The organism is Sagittula stellata E-37 (assembly GCF_039724765.1).
GTDB classification, from domain to species: domain Bacteria; phylum Pseudomonadota; class Alphaproteobacteria; order Rhodobacterales; family Rhodobacteraceae; genus Sagittula; species Sagittula stellata.
The window spans coordinates 1,184,662-1,202,751 of record NZ_CP155729.1; the positions used below are offsets into that span (position 1 = coordinate 1,184,662).

General features: G+C 67.0%; 15 protein-coding genes. 7 read left to right on the forward strand and 8 right to left on the reverse strand.

What is annotated here, in order from left to right:
- Nucleotides 1–11: 11 nt before the first annotated feature.
- A complete protein-coding gene (locus tag ABFK29_RS05630; RefSeq protein WP_005855505.1) occupies nucleotides 12–1,535 on the forward strand; it encodes a DUF2125 domain-containing protein in 1,524 nt (507 codons plus the stop codon).
- Between the two features lie 185 nt (nucleotides 1,536–1,720).
- On the opposite strand, the gene ABFK29_RS05635 is transcribed toward ABFK29_RS05630, so the two are convergent.
- A complete protein-coding gene (locus ABFK29_RS05635) occupies nucleotides 1,721–2,467 on the reverse strand; it encodes an SDR family NAD(P)-dependent oxidoreductase (protein WP_005855507.1) in 747 nt (248 codons plus the stop codon).
- A gap of 133 nt (nucleotides 2,468–2,600) precedes the next feature.
- On the reverse strand, nucleotides 2,601–3,848 hold the full coding sequence (locus ABFK29_RS05640; RefSeq protein ID WP_005855509.1) for a UbiH/UbiF/VisC/COQ6 family ubiquinone biosynthesis hydroxylase: 1,248 nt from the start codon (nucleotides 3,846–3,848) through the stop codon (nucleotides 2,601–2,603).
- Nucleotides 3,849–3,948: 100 nt separating this feature from the next.
- On the opposite strand from ABFK29_RS05640, the gene ABFK29_RS05645 reads away from it, so the two are divergent.
- The 3 genes from ABFK29_RS05645 (at nucleotide 3,949) to ABFK29_RS05655 (ending at nucleotide 10,182) form a co-directional block, all read left to right on the forward strand.
- Complete coding sequence (locus tag ABFK29_RS05645; RefSeq protein WP_005855511.1) at nucleotides 3,949–5,277, forward strand: amidase; 1,329 nt, start codon at nucleotides 3,949–3,951, stop codon at nucleotides 5,275–5,277.
- A gap of 414 nt (nucleotides 5,278–5,691) precedes the next feature.
- Entirely contained in the window at nucleotides 5,692–6,870 is a 1,179-nt protein-coding gene (locus ABFK29_RS05650) for an aminotransferase class I/II-fold pyridoxal phosphate-dependent enzyme (RefSeq protein ID WP_040604061.1), read from the forward strand.
- A gap of 93 nt (nucleotides 6,871–6,963) precedes the next feature.
- The gene (locus tag ABFK29_RS05655; protein WP_005855515.1) at nucleotides 6,964–10,182 is read left to right on the forward strand and encodes a DNA translocase FtsK; all 3,219 of its coding nucleotides are present in this window, start codon (nucleotides 6,964–6,966) and stop codon (nucleotides 10,180–10,182) included.
- Between the two features lie 199 nt (nucleotides 10,183–10,381).
- On the opposite strand, the gene ABFK29_RS05660 is transcribed toward ABFK29_RS05655, so the two are convergent.
- Entirely contained in the window at nucleotides 10,382–10,852 is a 471-nt protein-coding gene (locus tag ABFK29_RS05660; protein ID WP_157136383.1) for a hypothetical protein, read from the reverse strand.
- A gap of 269 nt (nucleotides 10,853–11,121) precedes the next feature.
- Between ABFK29_RS05660 and ABFK29_RS05665 the strand changes: the two genes are divergently transcribed.
- Complete coding sequence (locus tag ABFK29_RS05665) at nucleotides 11,122–11,706, forward strand: LolA family protein (RefSeq protein WP_040604063.1); 585 nt, start codon at nucleotides 11,122–11,124, stop codon at nucleotides 11,704–11,706.
- 13 nt (nucleotides 11,707–11,719) lie between these two features.
- A complete protein-coding gene (locus ABFK29_RS05670) occupies nucleotides 11,720–12,778 on the forward strand; it encodes an MBL fold metallo-hydrolase (RefSeq protein WP_005855521.1) in 1,059 nt (352 codons plus the stop codon).
- A 7-nt stretch (nucleotides 12,779–12,785) separates the two neighbouring features.
- Here the strand turns inward: ABFK29_RS05670 and ABFK29_RS05675 are convergent, their stop codons facing one another.
- Complete coding sequence (locus tag ABFK29_RS05675) at nucleotides 12,786–13,379, reverse strand: transglycosylase SLT domain-containing protein (RefSeq protein WP_040604065.1); 594 nt, start codon at nucleotides 13,377–13,379, stop codon at nucleotides 12,786–12,788.
- Between the two features lie 236 nt (nucleotides 13,380–13,615).
- On the opposite strand from ABFK29_RS05675, the gene hspQ reads away from it, so the two are divergent.
- On the forward strand, nucleotides 13,616–13,942 hold the full coding sequence (gene hspQ / locus ABFK29_RS05680) for a heat shock protein HspQ (RefSeq protein ID WP_005855525.1): 327 nt from the start codon (nucleotides 13,616–13,618) through the stop codon (nucleotides 13,940–13,942).
- A 60-nt stretch (nucleotides 13,943–14,002) separates the two neighbouring features.
- On the opposite strand, the gene ABFK29_RS05685 is transcribed toward hspQ, so the two are convergent.
- The 4 genes from ABFK29_RS05685 to ABFK29_RS05700 all read right to left on the reverse strand — a co-directional run bounded on the left by ABFK29_RS05685 (nucleotide 14,003) and on the right by ABFK29_RS05700 (nucleotide 18,086).
- Entirely contained in the window at nucleotides 14,003–15,046 is a 1,044-nt protein-coding gene (locus ABFK29_RS05685) for a threonine aldolase family protein (RefSeq protein ID WP_040604067.1), read from the reverse strand.
- A 13-nt stretch (nucleotides 15,047–15,059) separates the two neighbouring features.
- Nucleotides 15,060–15,530, reverse strand: coding sequence for a YcgN family cysteine cluster protein (locus ABFK29_RS05690; protein WP_040604069.1), 471 nt, complete (start codon nucleotides 15,528–15,530; stop codon nucleotides 15,060–15,062).
- Nucleotides 15,527–16,459, reverse strand: coding sequence for a bifunctional riboflavin kinase/FAD synthetase (locus ABFK29_RS05695; protein ID WP_005855531.1), 933 nt, complete (start codon nucleotides 16,457–16,459; stop codon nucleotides 15,527–15,529). Before ABFK29_RS05695 ends, ABFK29_RS05690 begins: the two co-directional genes overlap by 4 nt.
- A 151-nt stretch (nucleotides 16,460–16,610) precedes the next feature.
- On the reverse strand, nucleotides 16,611–18,086 hold the full coding sequence (locus ABFK29_RS05700) for a PLP-dependent aminotransferase family protein (RefSeq protein WP_040604732.1): 1,476 nt from the start codon (nucleotides 18,084–18,086) through the stop codon (nucleotides 16,611–16,613).
- Nucleotides 18,087–18,090: the final 4 nt, after the last annotated feature.

Here is an 18,090-nt window from a genome sequence, read left to right on the forward strand (position 1 = left end):
AAAGGTATATCATGAAACGCTTTGCCACTGCCTCTGCCCTGGCGCTCGTGTTGAGCGGACCGGCCTACGCGGACATTACGCCGCAACAGGCCTGGGACAGCTTCGAAGCCTACATGGCCGGTTTCGGCTACAAGGTGTCCGCCACCGAGACCGGTGGCGGCGACACGCTGACCGTCTCCGCGATCACCATGACCATTCCGGTCCCCGAGGAAGACGCCAGTGTCGTGGTGACCATGCCCGACATGACCTACACATCGGCAGGGGACGGATCTGTCGACGTGTCGATGCCGGAGCGTTCGCAGGTCGTCGTCACCTTCTCTGAAAACGGCGAGGAACAGGACGGCAGGATCAAGCTGGGCATGACCCATTCCGGCATGGCCATGAACATCTCGGGCGACGAGAACGACATGCACTACACGTACAGTGCGGACAGCCTTGGCGTGACGCTGGACGAGATCGAGAGCCCGGATGAGGTCCTGCCGCCGGACGTGCTGAAAGCCACTGTCTCCATGGGGCCGATGGCGGGCACTGCGGATGTCTCGAAGGGAACGGACAGGCAGACGATCAGCCAGGAGGTCACGTATGGCGACATCGCCTACGACTTCGCCTTCAAGGATCCCGAGAACGCGAAGTCCTCGGGCATGCTGAAGGGCACCCTGCGCGGGCTGGCGGCCGCGGGCGAGACGACCGTACCGCTGGAGCTGGACTACGAGGATCCGGCGGCGATGTTCGCCGCGGGTTTCGCGGTGGATGCGACCATGGCGCACAAGGGCGGCACGACGGAATTCAACTTCGTCGACGGCTCCGACACGGTGTCCGGCACGCTTTCGTCGGAAGCGGGCGAGCTGGGCATGTCGATGTCGCAGGCCGCGATGACCTATGCGCTGTCGGCGACCGGCCAGACGGTGTCGATGACCGTGCCGGATATGCCGTTCCCGATCGATGCGCGGTTCGGCGAGGCGGGTTTCTCGATCGAGGTGCCGCTGGAGAAGTCGGAGACACCGAAGCCTGCCGGGCTGTCGATCCTGCTGGCGGATTTCACCATGGCGGACATGCTGTGGAACATCTTCGATCCGGGCCAGACGCTGCCGCGCGATCCGGCGACCATCGGTGCCAACGTCGAGGCCGAGGTGACGCCCTTCGTGTCGCTGCTCGACCCCGACGCGATCGAGGCGGTCGAGAGCCAGGGCGGCGTGCCGGGTGAGCTGAACGCCCTGACCCTGTCCGACCTGGTGATTCGCGCCGTCGGAGCGGAATTGCTCGGTGCGGGGTCCTTCACCTTCGACAACACCGACCTGGAGACCTTCGACGGCATGCCGCGCCCCGAGGGCGAGGTGAACCTGCAGGTGTCGGGCCTGAACGGGCTGATCGACAAGCTGATCGCCATGGGGCTGGTGCAGGAGCAGGACGCGATGGGTGCGCGGATGATGCTGGGCATGTTCACCGTGCCGGGCGCCGAACCGGACACCGCGTCCTCGACCATCGAGTTCAACGCTCAGGGTCAGATCCTGGCGAACGGCCAGCGGATCAAGTGATCTTTTGACGACGTTCGGAAAGGGCGGGGCCGGGACCCCGCCCTTTTTCGTTTGCGGTTGCGAAACGGGCGCGCGTGCCGCGCGTCAGGATGAGGTCACGCCTTGCGGCGCGACCCGGTGAAGGGGCGCTGCCCCTCGGCCTGCGGCCTCACCCCGGAGTATTTTCCAGCAGAGAAGCCCGGGGGTCAGTTCCTGAGGGCGGGCAGGCCCACCCCTGTGGAGTCGAAGCCGCCGTCGACGGCGACGATCTGTCCGGTGACATAGGCAGCCTTGTCCGAGCAGAGAAAACAGATGACCTCGGCCAGTTCACGCTCGGACCCGTAACGATTGAGCGGGATCGAATCGTGGTAGGCCTTGATGATCTCGGGGCTGTGCACGGCGATGGAGAGCTTGGTCTTCACCGGGCCGGGGGCCACGCAGTTCACCCGGATGCCGTATTCGCCGAGTTCGGCGGCGTGCTGTTTCGTCAGGTGGATGACGCCTGCCTTCGAGGTGCCGTAGGCCACGCGCAGGGTGGAGGCGCGCAGTCCGGAGATCGAGGCGATGTTGAGGATCGCGCCGCGGCTTGCCTTCAGCGCCGGTGTCGCGGCCTGCGAGCAGAGGAAGACGCCGTCGAGGTTGGTTTCCATCACCCGCCGCCAGGTGGTGAAGTCGCAGTCCTCGATCGGGCCGAATTCCGCCACGCCGGCGTTGTTGACGAGCGCGTCGACGGTGGGCGACCAGAAGAGCGTGTCGCGCATCATGGCGTCGACGTCCTGCGGGTTGGAGACGTCGCGGCAGACGGCGAGGGTGTTTTCGCGCGCACCCGCCACCTTTTCCAGTTCCTCGCGGTCGCGGTCGACCATGGCGACCTGCCAGCCCATTTCCCGGAAAAGGTCGGTTGTGGCCAGCCCGATGCCCCGGGCGGCGCCCGTCACGATAGCGGTTTTCATTGGTGTCTTTCCTCCCGTTGACCGGTGCAGATAAGCAGAGCGCGGCGCGGTGCGGAAGGGGCGCGGTCGGGTGTGGCGGGGCTGTCGTCGCACTGTCGGGAGGCGCGGCCCGGGCGGCCCGTGCCGTGTTCCGTCAGCCGCGCATCAGGTCGGGCAGGTCGCCGGTCAGGCCCGCGGCTTCGCGGATGATGCCGCGGCGCAGGCCGGGGACGGCGTTGACCGCGGCCATGCCCGCGTCCCGCGCAAGGCGGAGAAGGGGGTTGTCGTTCGAGAACAGCCGGTTGAACAGGTCCGTGCTGGCCGCGAGCGAGGCGGTGTCGAAGCGTCGCCAGCTTTGGTAGCGGGCGAGGACGGGCTCGGAGGCGATGTCCTCGCCCCGGGTGTTGGCGTGGCTCAGGACATGGGCCAGGGCGGCCACGTCGCGCAGACCGGCGTTCAGGCCCTGACCGGCGATGGGGTGCATGCCGTGGGCGGCGTCGCCGACCAGCGCCAGCCGGGTGTCGACGAAGCGGTTGGCCAGCGTCAGGTTCAGCGGGTAGGTGAAGCGTTGCCCGGCCAGACCGATCTCGCCTAGGAAGTCGCCGAAGCGGGGCCGCAGAACCTGGAGGTATTCGGCATCGCCGAGGGCGTTGATTGCCCGGGCACGCTGCTCGGTCTCGCTCCAGACGATGGAGGAGCGGTTGCCGGGCAGCGGCAGGATCGCCAGCGGGCCGGAGGGCAGGAAGAGCTGGTGGGCGATACCTTCGTGCGGTTTCTCGTGCGATATGGCGCAGACCAGTGCGGTCTGGCCGTAGCCCCAGCCGGTGCGTCTGATGCCCGCGCGGGCCGCCGTGCCGCTGGACCGCCCGTCGGCGCCGACCAGCAGCCGGCCTTTCAGCACCTCGCCGTCGTCCAGTGTCACGGTCGCGCCCTCGGCCCGTGTGGACTGGGCCGTGACCCGTGCACCGGCGCGCGGGGTGATGAGGGGCGAGGCCTCTGTCGCGGCCATCAGTGCGCGGCGCAGGAAGCGGTCCTCCAGCATGTAGCCCATCGGGCCTTCTTCGAGTTCGGCGCTGTCGAAGTGCAGGCCGAGGAAGACCTGCGCTTCGCCGACGCGGCCGTCGGAGACCTTGATCTGGCGCATGGGCTGGGCATCGGGGGCAAGGCCGTCCCACAGGTCGAGGGCGGCCAGCATCCGTTGCGAGGCGAGGGCAAGCGCGTAGCCGCGCCCGTCGAAATTGTCGTCGCTGCGGGTGGCGTCTGGCAGGGCGTCGAGCACGACGCTTGTCAGTCCGGCGCGGGCGGCGGCGAGGGCAAGGGCGGGGCCGTTCAGTCCGCCGCCCACGATGATCAGGTCATGTTCCATACGGCGGAATATGGCGGCCCGCGCGGGATTGTCCATGCGCCTTCCCGCCGCTACTCCTGTTCGCGACGTACCGGAAACGGGACGGACGGTTCGCCGTCGCAACCGACGTCCGGCGATGCATGACAGGGAGCCCGATATGACCGACCGACCCAGCGCCGCAGACCTCGGACGCGCCATCGCCACCGGCGAGACCGATCCGGTCCGCCTGACGCGCGACATGCTGGACGCGATCGAGGCTCATCCGATGAAGGACCGGATCTTTGCCCGCGTGACCCCGGACCGCGCCATGGCCGAGGCGGAGGCCGCGGCGGAGCGGGCGCGGCTCAAGCTGCGGCGTCACCCGTTGGACGGTGTGCCGATCAGCTGGAAGGACCTTTACGACACGGCGGGCGTCGCGACGGAGGCGGGCTCGGCTTTGCTGAAGGGCCGGATGCCCGCGCAGGACGCGGAGGTGCTGCGCACGGCAACGCTGAACGGGCTGGTCTGCCTTGGCAAGACGCATATGTCGGAACTGGCGTTCTCCGGTCTGGGACTGAACCCGTCGACCGCCACGTCGCCCTGCGTGAACGATCCCGAAGCGGTGGCGGGGGGCTCGTCCTCGGGGGCGGCGGCCTCCGTGGCATTCGGGCTGGCGGCGGCGGGAATCGGGTCGGACACCGGAGGCAGCGTCCGTCTGCCCGCCTGCTGGAACGACCTCGTCGGGTTGAAGACCACAACGGGCCGCTTGTCGCTGAAGGGTGTGGTCCCGCTGATCGTCAGCTTCGACACGGTGGGGCCGCTGTGCCACACGGTGGAGGACGCGGCGCTGGTCCTGTCGGCGCTGGAGGGCAGCCCCGCGCCGGACCTGCGCGGCGACACCTCGCTGAAGGGGCGGCGTTTCGCAACCTTGCAGACCGTGGTGATGGACGACCTCGACGACGCGCCGGCGCGGGCTTACGCGCAGGCGCTGGACCGTCTGCGGGAAGCCGGGGCAGAGCTTGTGCCGCTCGACTTCCCGGAGATCGAGGGGCCGCACAAGGACAGCGCCATGCTGTATACGGTCGAGGCCTGGGCGACCTGGGGCGCAGAGATCAGCGCACGGCCCGACCTGATATTCCAGCCGATCCGCGAACGTTTCGAGAGCGGACAGTCGCATTCCGGACCGGACTTCGAGGCCGCATGGCAACGGCTGCGGGCAGTGCGGAAGGCATGGGCGCTGGCGACCGCCGGGTTCGACGGCGTCTTGATGCCCACGGCGCCCAACCTGCCGGAGAAGACCGCGACGCTGATGGAACTGGGCGAGACATATGTGAAGGCCAACCTGCGGACCCTGCGCAACACCCGCATCGGCAACCTGCTGGGCGGTGCCATCGTCACGCTGCCTGCCGGTTTGCCGAGTTGTGGCATCTCCCTCATGGCGCCGCCGATGGCGGAGCACCGGCTGCTTCGGTTGGCGAAAGGCGTGGAGGCGGCGCTGGCGGGCTAAAGCGGCGGGTCCGGATGCCCGGGCCGGAGACCTTCCAGCGCGGTGAGCATGGCTGCGCCGGTGTCAACGGCCCCGGTACAAGAAGTCTGCCTCGGGGCTGACGGCGCGTTTCGTTTTGCGTGACCTTCGGGGCGTGGCGACGGTCGCCCGGATGCGCGGAACAGTCCCTTTCGTGGCCCCTTTCGTGGCCCCGGCGCGCCCAGGGCGCGGTTCGGACGCCGGACTGCGCGCAAGAACCGGCGGTGCGCGGGCGAAGTCCTTGAGGGCCATTGCGACTTTCGCGCCACAGCGCTCCGCAGGTGCCCCAAGATTCTGGACAGACCGGGGGCAATAAACGTATCCTTCCTGCAACGTGGGGCGGCAAACGACCCCGCAGCCCGAACGGGCACACCGAGGCAGTACAGAGCAAACCAGATGTTCCCCGAGCGGTTCTCGAACCTACCGGCTTATGCCTTCCCGCGTCTGCGGGCGCTTCTCGACTCGACAGAGCCGGGCGGACCGGTGCGCCATATGTCCATCGGGGAGCCAAAGCATCCCTTTCCGCTGTGGATTTCTGACACGCTGGTCGCCCATGCTCATGAATTCGCGAAGTATCCGCCGAACGAGGGCACGCCCGAACTGCGCGGTGCGATCCGTGACTGGCTCTATCGGCGCTACGACGTGATGATGGACCCGGACACTCAGATCATGGCGCTGAACGGGTCGCGCGAAGGGCTGTACAACGCGGGCATGTCGCTGATCCCGGAGCAGAAGAACGGCGAGCGGCCGGTCGTGCTGATGCCGAACCCGTTTTACCAGGTCTACATGATCTCGGCGATTTCGGTGGGGGCGGAGCCGCGCTTTGTCCCCGCGACGGCAGAGACGGGCCACCTGCCGGACTTTGCCTCGGTCGGGGCGGATGTGCTGGACCGCACGGCGGCCGTCTACATCTGCTCGCCCGCCAACCCGCAGGGAGCGATGGCGGACGATGCCTACTGGCGGGACCTGATCGGGCTGGCGGAGAAGCACGACTTCGTCATCCTCGCCGACGAATGCTACGCCGAGATCTACCGCGACGCGCCGCCCAAGGGCGCGCTGGAGGTGGCGAAGGAGATGGGCGCCGACCCGGAACGCGTGGTGTCCTTCCATTCGCTGTCGAAGCGGTCGAACCTGCCGGGGCTGCGGTCGGGCTTTGCCGCGGGCGGGCCGGAGAGCATCGCGCGGATGAAGCAACTGCGCGCCTATTCCGGCGCGCCCCTGCCGCTGCCGATCCAGCGCGTGTCCGAAAAACTCTGGGCCGAGGAGACGCACGTTACCGAGAACCGCGCGCTGTACGTCGAGAAGTACGAACTGGCGGACCGCCTGCTGGGCCATGTGCCGGGTTACATGAGCCCGGCCGCCGGCATGTTCCTCTGGCTGCCGGTCGAGGACGGCGAGGCCGCGACGCTGGAGCTGTGGCAGAAGACCGGCGTGCGCGTGCTGCCGGGCGCGTACCTGTCGAAGGACACCGCCGCGGGCAACCCCGGCAAGGCATACATCCGCGTGGCCATCGTTGCACCGCGGGACGAAACGGAAGAAGGGCTGACCCTCATCAGGGACACGCTTTACGGATAAGAAAAGACCGGCGCACCCGCCGGGGCACCGGCGCGCGACGGCGTCGAAGACCCCGGAAGAGGGCGCAAGGACAAGAAAAGAGGCGAACACGACATGGCATCTTTCCAGGCTCACAACTCAGGCCGCCGCCGCGACCCGCTGCTGGATTCGAACACCGCGCTGGTGTTGGAAAAGCGCGGGCGCGAACTGGTGGGCGTGGTTATGGTGATCGTGGGCTTTGCCGTCGCGCTGATGATCGCCTCCTATTCTCCGGACGACCCGTCGTGGCTCTCGGCCACGGACGCGCCGGTGCAGAACTGGATGGGCCGGCTGGGAGCCTATATCTCTGCGCCGTTGTTCATGATCCTCGGGCTGGGCACATGGGCGCTGGCCTTCGCCTTTGCCGTCTGGGGCGTGCGGATGGTGGCGCACAAGGCAGAGGGTCGGTCCTTCCTTTGCGTGATCCTCGCGCCGGTCTGGATGATGTTGTGCTCGGTCTACGCGTCGGGCCTGCCGCAGGGGGGCGACTGGACGCATCACTTCGGCCATGGCGGTCTGTTCGGTGACATGGTCATGGGCTCGATCCTGACCGGTCTCCCGTTGTCGCCCGCGCTGGGGCTGAAGCTGACCATGCTGGTTCTGGGTCTCGGGATCATCGGGCTGGGTGCCTTCGTTCTGGGCTTCACGCGCGAGGAACTGGTGCGGATCGGGCGCTTCATGATGATCGGCTTGGTGATGACCTACGCCTTTATCGTGCGACTGACGGGCCGTGGCGCGCAGCAGGCCGTGGGCGCCGCAAGGGTCATGCAGGAGCGCAACGCCGAACGCCGTGCCTCGCGCGCGGCCGTGGCAGAGGCCGAGGCGATTTCGCACGAAGGCATCCCGACGGCGCCGCGCGTGAAACGCGCCGTGCCGCCGATGGATACGCTTGAGGTGACCGAGGACGACGTCGATTTCGACGATCCGGCCTTTGCGCCGCCGCCGGAGAAGACCGGGTTCCTGAAGCGGATGCCATCGCTTATCCGGCGTGAGCCCGCGCCCATGCCGCAGCCGGAACTGGTGGAAAACCTGGTCGATCACGATGTGGACGCTCCGGGTGAGGACCGCATCCGGGCCAAGATCGCCTCGGCCGTGAATGCCCGCCGCCCCGCCATGCCGACGCTGAGCGCCAAGAAGCCGGACCCGACCAAGCCGCTGACGAAGGGACGGGGCCACGGGCCGCAGCCGCTTCTGATCTCGCAAACAGCGGCCGGCGCCGCCCTGCCGCCGGAGCCGCCGATGACCGCCGGTCCCGCTGCGCTGCCGCCGGAACCGCCGCTGACCGCATCGCGCGCTGTGGGGGCGGGGACCGCCGGCCTGCCGCCGCTGCATGCCACGCCGCGCGGTGCCGTGCCTCAGGCGCCCGGTGCATCGCGCCCCATGGCCGCACCCGTGGCGGAGGAGGCGACGCTGCCACCGCAGCCCGCCATGGCGGCCACTCCGCGCGTGGCCGAGCCGGACAGGGTTCAGGCAACCGATGCCTACAGCGAACTGTCGGATTTCGACGACTATGGCGACGACGACGGATACGAGGCCGACGATCGCTTTGACGACGGCTACGATGACGGTGACGTCATGTCCCGCTTCGACGAGGACGATGACGATCACCGCACGCTTCCCCCCGCGCCGCCGATGCCCGCGCCGCCCGTCTATCGCGCCGCGCCGGTGCAGGATGCCAAGAAGGTGGTGCAGCAGCAGGTTCGCAAGCCGGTGCAACTGTCGACCCGTGCCAAGCTGGAGGCCCAGCCGAGCCTGAAGTTCGAGGACAACGCGCCCGAGTTCGAGCTTCCGCCGCTGTCGCTTCTGATGTCGCCGGACCGGATCGAACGGCACCACCTGTCCGACGAGGCGCTGGAAGAGAATGCCCGTATGCTGGAGTCCGTTCTGGACGACTACGGCGTGAAAGGCGAGATCGTCTCGGTCCGTCCCGGCCCGGTGGTCACCATGTACGAACTCGAACCGGCGCCGGGCCTGAAGGCCAGCCGCGTGATCGGCCTGGCCGACGACATCGCCCGGTCGATGTCGGCGCTTTCGGCGCGTGTCTCCACCGTGCCGGGCCGGTCGGTCATCGGGATCGAACTGCCGAACGACAAGCGCGAGATGGTCTGCTTCCGCGAGATCCTCGCCGGTCGCGAATACGGCGACGGCAACCACAAACTGCCGCTGGCACTCGGCAAGGACATTGGCGGCGACCCGATGGTCGCGAACCTGGCCAAGATGCCCCACCTGCTGATCGCGGGTACGACCGGGTCGGGCAAGTCGGTGGCGATCAACACGATGATCCTGTCGCTGCTCTACAAGCTGACGCCCGAGGACCTGCGGCTGGTGATGATCGACCCGAAGATGCTGGAACTGTCGGTCTACGACGGCATCCCGCACCTGTTGTCGCCGGTCGTCACCGACCCGAAGAAGGCCGTCGTGGCGCTGAAGTGGGTCGTGGGCGAGATGGAGGACCGTTACCGCAAGATGTCCAAGATGGGCGTGCGGAACATCGACGGCTACAACTCCCGCGTGGCGGATGCCCTGTCGAAGGGCGAGATGTTCTCGCGCACGGTGCAGACGGGTTTTGACGACGAGACGGGCGAACCGGTCTTCGAGACCGACGAGTTCGAGCCGAAGAAGATGCCCTACATCGTCGTCATCGTCGACGAAATGGCCGACCTGATGATGGTCGCGGGCAAGGAGATCGAGGCCTGCATCCAGCGTCTGGCGCAGATGGCGCGGGCCTCGGGCATCCACCTGATCATGGCGACGCAGCGTCCGTCGGTCGACGTCATCACCGGCACGATCAAGGCGAACTTCCCGACGCGGATTTCCTTCCAGGTCACGTCGAAGATCGACAGCCGCACGATCCTTGGCGAGATGGGGGCCGAGCAGCTTCTGGGCATGGGCGACATGCTCTACATGGCGGGCGGGGCGAAGATCACCCGCTGCCACGGGCCGTTCGTGTCCGACGAGGAGGTCGAGGAGATCGTCAATCACCTCAAGGCCTACGGTCCGCCGGAATATGTCGGCGGCGTGGTGGAAGGCCCCGACGACGACAAGGCGGACAACATCGACGCGGTGCTGGGCCTGAACACGGGCGGCAACACCGGTGGCGAGGACGCGCTTTACGATCAGGCCGTGGCGATCGTCATCAAGGACCGCAAGTGCTCCACCTCCTACATCCAGCGCAAGCTTGGGATCGGTTACAACAAGGCCGCTCGCCTTGTGGAGCAGATGGAGGACGAGGGCGTCGTATCCGCCGCGAACCACGTCGGCAAACGCGAAATCCTGGTGCCCGAACAGGCCTGAGGGCCCGGGATCGACTGAACATGTACGGGGCGGGGAAGCGTGTCTTCCCCGCCCTTTGCTTTGCACGGGTCGACAGTTCCATGGTGCTGCGAGGGCGGAGTGTTCCTTCCGTCGCGGCGAAGTTCACGGGAAGCGATGGGGCGGTCTCGACAAGGCCCCGGGCCGCGGCCCGGCAAGCGCGATGGCAGGGAGGCGCCGTTTAGCGTTCGAAGCACACGACGGTCATGACGTAATCCACCCGATCCGTGTCACCAAACATGGGCAGCGAGACGCCTTCGAGCTTGCGAAAGCCAAGCACGCCATTCTCGCCGGAGGCATCGAAGTACTGCGCCTTTCCGATGGTCGCGGAGGCACGCGCGGATTCGAAGGTCGGGCTGCCCGGGCGGCTGTGTTTGCGCTCCGAAAAGCGGGCACCTTCCCCCTTGCCGAGCGCGAGCTTGCGCAGGTTGGGGCAGACGTAGATCAGCCGGAAGTCATCCGGCTCCGGATCGTCCCCTTGGCGTATGACCTCTGCCACGCTGACGGCCAGCTCCTGCGTCGTGACGTCGACGATCTGCATCTCGTCGAAGCGCGGCGGGTGGGTTTCGTCATGGCGCCACGAGGCCCATACCAGCAAGGCATGGCGCAGGGCCGGGCACATCCGGGGCAAATGCTGAGCGGCGTGATCCAAGGGTCACCTTTGCGCGTATGGCGTCGTGTTGCGAGATGATACGGTTGGTCGAGTGTACAACCGCAGCTATCGTACCGCGCCGCATGCCCTCTGCTAAGCGATTTGTTGAGGAAGTTTTCCGGAATTTGGCGGGAGCGGGGGATACAACATTCCCCAAAGCCGCCACGATCGGTGGAACTTCGCCGATGATATGCGGTTTCACTTCGGCGGCTATCGCATATCAGGCGATGAACCGACACATGGAAGGCGACAAGAGCAGGAGACTCCGCATGATCCGCACCCTACTGGCCGCAGCGGCCGCCATATTCCTGGCAGCCACGGCACAGGCGCAGCAACTGTCGCTGAACGAGATTTCCCGTTACCTGAACACGCTCCAGACCGTCAAAAGCCCGTTCACCCAGATCAACTCGGACGGCACCATCTCGACCGGTACGATCTCGATCAAGCGGCCGGGCAAGGCGCGTTTCGACTACAACCCGCCGGAGCGCGGGCTGGTGCTGGTGTCGTCGGGCTCCGTCTACATCCTCGACCGCAAGCTGGGCGGCATGCCCGAGACCTACCCGCTGGAGCAGACCCCGCTGTCGATCATCCTGGCGCGGAACGTGAATCTCGGGCAGGCGGGCATGGTGACCGGCCACAGCTTTGACGGCACCGCGACGGTGGTGACCGCGCAGGATCCGCGCCGTCCCGAGTACGGCAACATCCAGCTCAAGTTCACGGCCAACCCGACCGAGTTGCGCCAGTGGATCATCACCGATGGTGACGGGGTGAAGACGACGGTCGTGCTGGGCGGGCTGCAGAAGACGTCGATCCCCACGAGCCAGTTCCTGATCGACACGGAGTTGAACCGCTGAACGGTGCGGGCGCATGAACCGGCGCAGCCTGTTCCGGTCTGCGGCGGCGCTTCTGGGCGTATCCGCGGCGGGCGGCACGGTGGCTGCGCGCGCCGGACGCAACCGCTACTACGATGGCCCCGTCAGCGATCACTTTGACGGGGTCCGTTTCTTCAACCCCGAAGGTCAGGCGCCGAAGGGTTTCCGCGATCTGCTGCGCTGGCGCTTCGGGCCAAGACCCGAGGACTGGCCGGAAGAGGTCACGCTGTCGGGCACAGCCAAACCGGCCGAGCGTGTGCAGGATCTGACCGTGACAATGGTCGGCCACGCGACGCTGCTGATCCAGACGGCCGGAATCAACATCCTGACCGATCCGTTCTGGTCCGGGCGCGCGTCACCCATGACCTTTGCCGGTCCGAAGCGGGCGGTGGCGCCGGGTATTGCCTTTGGCGACCTGCCGCCTGTCGACATCGTGCTGCTGACGCACAACCATTACGACCACCTCGATCTGGCGACCCTGCGCCGCCTGAAGGCCGTGCACGACCCGCTTGTCATCACCCCGCTTGGCAACGACGCGCTTGTGTCGCCGACCGGACTGCGCTGCCAGGCGGTGGACTGGGGGCAATCGGTCGAGGCCGGGCCGCTGACGGTCCATTGCACGCCCTGCCACCATTGGTCGGCGCGGGGCGTGGGGGACCGGTCCATGGCGCTGTGGGGCGGGTTCGTCGTCACCGGACCGGCCGGCACGATCCTGCACATCGGGGACACCGGTTTCGACGGTGGGCGGCCCTATCGCGGGCTCGACCGTTTCGGGCCGCTCCGGCTGGCGATCCTGCCCATCGGCGCCTACGAGCCGCGCTGGTTCATGCGAGATCAGCACCAGAACCCGGACGAGGCGGTGCAGGGTCTTCTGCTGTCGGGGGCGGCACACGCCATCGGCCACCACTGGGGCACGATCCAGTTGACCGACGAGGCGCGCACCGCCCCTCTGACCGCTTTGCAGGAGGCTCTGGCGCGTCATGCGGTGGCGCCTGACCGCTTCCGGGCTCAGGCGCCGGGGGACACCTGGGACGTGCCCCCGATCACGACCTGACGGTCCTTTAGCGTGCGTGGCGGCAGCCGCGAAGCTGTCCCTGGTACATAACGGCGCGGTCCCCGACCGAGGAGGAGACGCGCATCAACCACGCCTTGCTGTTGTACGATCCGCGACGATAGCCGGTGCGGCCTTCGTGGTAGGCGAGGTATTGCCGCCGTGCGTCCCAGAGCGGGATGCCAAGCTGTTCCTCGGTCTGTTTCATGTACCAGCCCATGAAGTCCGTGGCATCGCGGATGTCGTCGCGCCGCGCATTCCTGCGTCCGCCGTCGGCAAGGTATTCGTCCCAGGTGCCGTCCAGCGCCTGCGAATAGCCGAATGCCGAACTTTGCCGCCCAACGGGAATCACGCCGAGCGTGAAGCGCAGCGGGGTGCGCGCGTCTGAGTCGAACTTGCTCTCCTGGTGGATGACAGCCATCTGGACGTGCACCGGCACGCCCCAACGGCGTTCGGTGGCCCGGAAGGCGCGGTAATAGGTCGGGCGCTGCTGGAGAATCGCGCAGGCATCGTCCAACTGGTTCGGGGACGTGCCGCTTCCGCCGCCGCCTCCACAGGACGCGGCAAGAAGTATGATCACCAGCGCGCGAAGGGTTCTGCTCATCTGCCTCTCGCGTCGTTTGTTATTTTAGTTTGCTCGATTTTAACCCATTGCGGCCCGCTTTGAAATCACATTTCCTTTTGAGTGAGTCGTGGAAGCTGCGTGATCAATCTGAAGGCGCTTCGCGCATTGGCGACTGTCGGACACGACTCCACAGAGTGTTTCCGGCAGAATCTTGGCAATTGTTGGACAAATCCAGACCCGGAGCGGTAGAACAGGGGCAAAGTAAGGTGGAGCATATGCTGAGACAGCGCGCGAAATATCACCTGGGACAAGTCGTCCGGCACCGGAAACACCCGTTCCGCGGTGTGGTCTTCGATGTCGACCCGGAGTTCAACAACACCGAGGAATGGTACGAATCGATCCCGGAAGAGAGCCGGCCTGCGAAAAAGCAGCCGTTCTATCATCTGCTGGCGGAAAACGATCAGAGCTTCTACGTGGCCTACGTGTCCGAACAGAACCTGATCGCCGACTACTCGGGCGAGCCGGTCGATCATCCCGACATCCCCGATCTGTTCGGGGCATTCACCGATGGCAGCTACGAGTTGCACTTTGCGCTGAACTGATCCGGCGCGCGGATGCAGCGAAAGGAAAAGGCGGCCCCGGGAGGCCGCCTTTTCCTTTGTTCAGATCTCTGACTTCACGAGGTCGAGGAAGCGCTGCACAGCCTCTTCGGAAAGGTTCCAGTCGCAGACCAGCCGGGCGCGCACGGATGCGTCGGGCCCATCGCCCGGTTCCGGCATGTGGTAGTACACCGCGCCCTTGGCAAGCAGCGCCTCGTGGACGCGCAGGGGCAGGCGGAAGTAGATCATGTTGGCCGGTGTCTCGGTTTCGATCGTCACCCCCAGCGCGGTCAGCCCGTCCACGACACTGGCGCAGGTTGCATTGGCGGTCCTGGCGAGGTCCAGCCACAGTCCGTCGGCCACGTAGGCGTTCATCTGGGCGGCAAGGTAGCGGTGCTTCGACAGCAGGTGGCCCGAGCGCATCCGCCGGAAGGGCAGGCCGCGCGCCTTTTCGGGATCGAAGAAGATCACCGCCTCGACCGCCATGCAGCCGTTCTTCGTCCCGCCGAAGACCACGGCGTCGGCACCGATCTTCCAGCTCATCTCGGCCGGCGTGCAACCCAGTCTGGCCACGGCGTTTGCAAAGCGTGCGCCGTCGAGGTGTACCGCCAGCCCGCGCCCTTTCGCGAGGTCGAAAAGCGTCTTCAGCTCGTCCAGCGTGTAGGTGTTGCCACGCTCGGTGGTGTTGGTCACGGAGAGCGCGCCGCCGAACGGCTGGTGCACGTCGCCGGTGTCCCAGAAGGCCCAGGCCTTCTTCAGCGCCTCGGGGGTTATGCGGTCGCCCGGCACGGCGGCGACCAGCTTTGCCCCGCCGGTGTAGAACTCCGGCGCGTTGCATTCGTCGACATGGATGTGGGCAAGGCCGGAACAATAGACTGCCTGCCAGGGCTGGACCAGCGTGCCCAGCACCAGCGCGTTCGCCGCCGTGCCGCCGGGCATCAGGAAGACCTCGGCCTCCGGGGCTTCGAACAACTCGCGGAGGGCGGCCTTTGCGGCCTCGGTCTCCGGATCGTTGCCATAGCCGTGCTGGTAGCCGCTGTTCACGCGCGCCAGCGCCTCCATCACCTTTGGATGGACGGGGCCTGCGTTGTCGGATGCAAAGTTCATGTGCCCTCTCCGGTCATGTGGGCTCCTCGATGATGTGGTCTTCCCAGTCGTCCTCGCCTATCTCGAACTCCGGCACCGTGGCGCCCTGCATGCTGACGCCGGCCTTGTGCACGCTGTCGGGCGAACCGGTCAGCAGGGGGTGCCAGTCGGGCAGGGGATTGCCGTTGTTCAGCAGCTTGTAGGCGCAGGTCTCGGGCATCCAGTAGAGATTGTGGCGCAGGTTCGCGGGCGACAGGACGATGCACTCCGGCACGAACTGGTGGCGGATCGGGTACTGCGAACAGCGGCAGGTCGAATCGTCGAACAGGCGGCAGGCGACCCGGGTCAGGGCGACCTCGCCGGTGTCCTCGTCCTCCAGCTTGTTCATGCAGCACTTGCCGCAGCCGTCGCAGAGCGCCTCCCACTCGTCCTTCGACATGTCCCCGAGGCGCTTCTTTTCCCAGAAACGTGGTGCGAGGCCGGGACGGGCGATGGGCTGTGTCACAATGCCTCCAGTATGGTGCGCGCCTTTACGCAGTCGGCGTCCATCTGGGTGATGAGCGCGTCGAGCCCGTCGAACTTCAGTTCGGGACGGAGGTAATCGACAAGTCCCACCGACAGGGTGGCGCCGTAGAGATCGCCGGTGAAGTCGAAAAGGAAGGTTTCGATGTTGGGCACCTCGCCGTCGAACATCGGGCGCACGCCCACGGAGGCCGCGCCGTGATAGCTGCCCCGGTGCGGACCGTCGCGCACGTCGACAAGCACCGCATAGACGCCGAATTTCGGCGGATGCAGCCCGTCGATCGACATGTTGGCGGTGGGATAGCCCAGTTCGCGGCCGCGCTGTTCGCCGCCGATCACCTCGCCTTCGATCCGGTGCCAGTGACCCAGGAGCTTGGCCGCGTCGCGCGGTCGTCCCTCGGACAGCGCGTCGCGGATGGCGGTGGACGAGACCACAAGCCCGTCGGTTTCCATCAGATCGGCCACCGTCACGCCGAACCCCATCTCCTCTCCGAAGGCGATGAGATCGGAGACTGTGCCCGTGCGCCCCTTGCCGAAGCAGAAGTCGGCACCGACCACCACGTTGACGAGCCCGAGGCCCTCGCAGAGCACCCGCCGGGCAAAGGCCTGCGGGCTGAGTGAGGCCATCGCGGTGTTGAAGTTCAACTGGTAAAGCATGTCGACCCCCAGTTTCTCCAGCCGGGCGGCGCGCGCCTCGGCGCTCATCAGGCGGAAGCTGGGCGCGTCGGGGGCGAAATATTCCCTCGGGTGCGGCTCGAATGTGAGCACGCCGAGCGGGGCGTTAGGCGCAGCCTGCCGGGCGAGGCCGATCACCGCCTGGTGGCCGAGGTGGACGCCGTCGAAGTTGCCGATGGCGACGCTTGCGCCCCGATCCCCGGGCCTGGTGTACTGGTAGTCTCTGACGATCCGCATGCCTGCGGCTTAGAGCATTTCCGGGCGAAGGTGAAACCGGTTTTGGCATCGCGCCCTTCGGGCGCGATCCGCCGGGGGAGGCTCTGCCTCCCCCGGACCCCCTCCGAGGTATTTTTGCCAAGATGAAGGAGCGAGGTGTAGGGTCCGGGGGTCAGGCCGAGGGGGAATGCCCTGCGATGGCCGTGGCGATCCGGGCGATGCCTTCGTCGATGCGGTCCGAGGGAATCGAGCTGTAGCCGAGGCGGTAGAAGCGGTGCGGCACGTCCCGGCCGGAGAAGAACGGGGCGCCGGGTTCGATGAGCACGCTTTCGCGGCGGAGGGCCAGTCCAAGCGCACGGGTGTCGGTGTCTTCGGGCGCGCGCATCCACAGGCTGGAGCCGCCGTGTGCGCCCTTTCCCGCCACCTCGAGACCGTGGGAGGCGATGGCCCGTTCCATCACGTCGCGCCGTGCGGCCAAGGCGCGACCGATGCGGCGGACGAGGGCGTCGTAGTGCCCGAGGCTCAGGAACTGCGCGGCGGTGCGCTGGACGTGGCCCGGCGGGTGGCGCAGGACCGAGGCCCGCAGGGCGCGGGCCTCGCGGATGAAAGGGGCGGCGCCGACAAGGTAGCCGAGTCGCAGGCCGGGAAAGAGCGACTTGGAGAAGCTGCCGACGTAGATCACGCGGCCATCCTCGTCGAGGCTTTTCAGGGCGGGAGACGGGGCGTCGAGATAAGCCATTTCGAACTCGTAGTCGTCCTCCACAATGACGGCGTCGAGATCGGCGGCACGGGTCAGCAGCGCTTCACGGCGGGCGCGGGGCAGGGTTGCGGAGGTGGGACACTGGTGGCTGGGCGTGGTGAAGATCACCCGTGTGCCTTCCGGCACGAGGTCCGGCGGCAGGCCCTCGTCATCGACCGGGACCGCGTGCACCTCGCTGTCGGACTGGGCGAGGAGTTGCCGCAGCGCGGGATAGCCCGGTGTTTCCACCGCCACGCGCCGCCGCACGGCCAGCAGTTGCGTCGCCAGCCAGAGCGCGTTCTGCGCGCCGAGCGTGATCAGGATCTCGTCGGGACGGGCGTGGATGCCGCGGCGGGGCAGGGTCTGCTGGGCGATGAACCGGACCAGTTCCGGGTCGTCGGCGTCGAACTGATCCTGCGTGAGCGCATCGAAGTTCTTGGCCCCCAGCGCCTGCATCGCGCAGAGCCGCCAGTTGGCGTGATCGAAAAGCGCCGGATCCGTCTGGCCGTAGATGAACGGGTAGCGGTAGCTGGCCCAGTCCGGCGGGCGCTCCATGTCGAAAGCGGGGCCGCCGGCGTAGCGGCGCGGCAGGGCCGCGTCCCAGTTCACCCTGTCGCTGCGTGCGGCGACAGGGCGGAAGTCCGGCGGTTCGGGCGCGTTGTCGCTGACGTAATAGCCCGACCGCCCGCGTGCCGTCAGATAGTCGTTGGCGAGGAGTTCCGTGTAGGCCAGCGTCACGGTAATCCGGCTGATGCCGAGATGCCGTGCGAGGGCGCGGGTGGAGGGCAGTTTCTCGCCGCGCCTGAAGCGGCCGGAGAGAATGCCCTCTGCCACCAGCTGCTGGATGCGTGCCTGCAGGGTGCCCTGCACCCTTGGGGCGAGGTGGAAAGTCTCGACCGGGATTGCCATGTGG

What these genes read in the sequence shown, in the direction of transcription:
- ABFK29_RS05635 (WP_005855507.1), bottom strand. Translation starts at nt 2,467, where the DNA reads ATGAAAACCGCTATCGTGACGGGCGCCGCCCGGGGCATCGGGCTGGCC.
- ABFK29_RS05675 (WP_040604065.1), bottom strand. Translation starts at nt 13,379, where the DNA reads ATGAGCAGAACCCTTCGCGCGCTGGTGATCATACTTCTTGCCGCGTCC.
- ABFK29_RS05670 (WP_005855521.1), top strand. Translation starts at nt 11,720, where the DNA reads ATGAACCGGCGCAGCCTGTTCCGGTCTGCGGCGGCGCTTCTGGGCGTA.
- ABFK29_RS05655 (WP_005855515.1), top strand. Translation starts at nt 6,964, where the DNA reads ATGGCATCTTTCCAGGCTCACAACTCAGGCCGCCGCCGCGACCCGCTG.
- ABFK29_RS05665 (WP_040604063.1), top strand. Translation starts at nt 11,122, where the DNA reads ATGATCCGCACCCTACTGGCCGCAGCGGCCGCCATATTCCTGGCAGCC.
- ABFK29_RS05650 (WP_040604061.1), top strand. Translation starts at nt 5,692, where the DNA reads ATGTTCCCCGAGCGGTTCTCGAACCTACCGGCTTATGCCTTCCCGCGT.
- ABFK29_RS05685 (WP_040604067.1), bottom strand. Translation starts at nt 15,046, where the DNA reads ATGAACTTTGCATCCGACAACGCAGGCCCCGTCCATCCAAAGGTGATG.
- ABFK29_RS05640 (WP_005855509.1), bottom strand. Translation starts at nt 3,848, where the DNA reads ATGGACAATCCCGCGCGGGCCGCCATATTCCGCCGTATGGAACATGAC.
- ABFK29_RS05630 (WP_005855505.1), top strand. Translation starts at nt 12, where the DNA reads ATGAAACGCTTTGCCACTGCCTCTGCCCTGGCGCTCGTGTTGAGCGGA.
- hspQ (WP_005855525.1), top strand. Translation starts at nt 13,616, where the DNA reads ATGCTGAGACAGCGCGCGAAATATCACCTGGGACAAGTCGTCCGGCAC.
- ABFK29_RS05645 (WP_005855511.1), top strand. Translation starts at nt 3,949, where the DNA reads ATGACCGACCGACCCAGCGCCGCAGACCTCGGACGCGCCATCGCCACC.
- ABFK29_RS05700 (WP_040604732.1), bottom strand. Translation starts at nt 18,086, where the DNA reads ATGGCAATCCCGGTCGAGACTTTCCACCTCGCCCCAAGGGTGCAGGGC.
- ABFK29_RS05695 (WP_005855531.1), bottom strand. Translation starts at nt 16,459, where the DNA reads ATGCGGATCGTCAGAGACTACCAGTACACCAGGCCCGGGGATCGGGGC.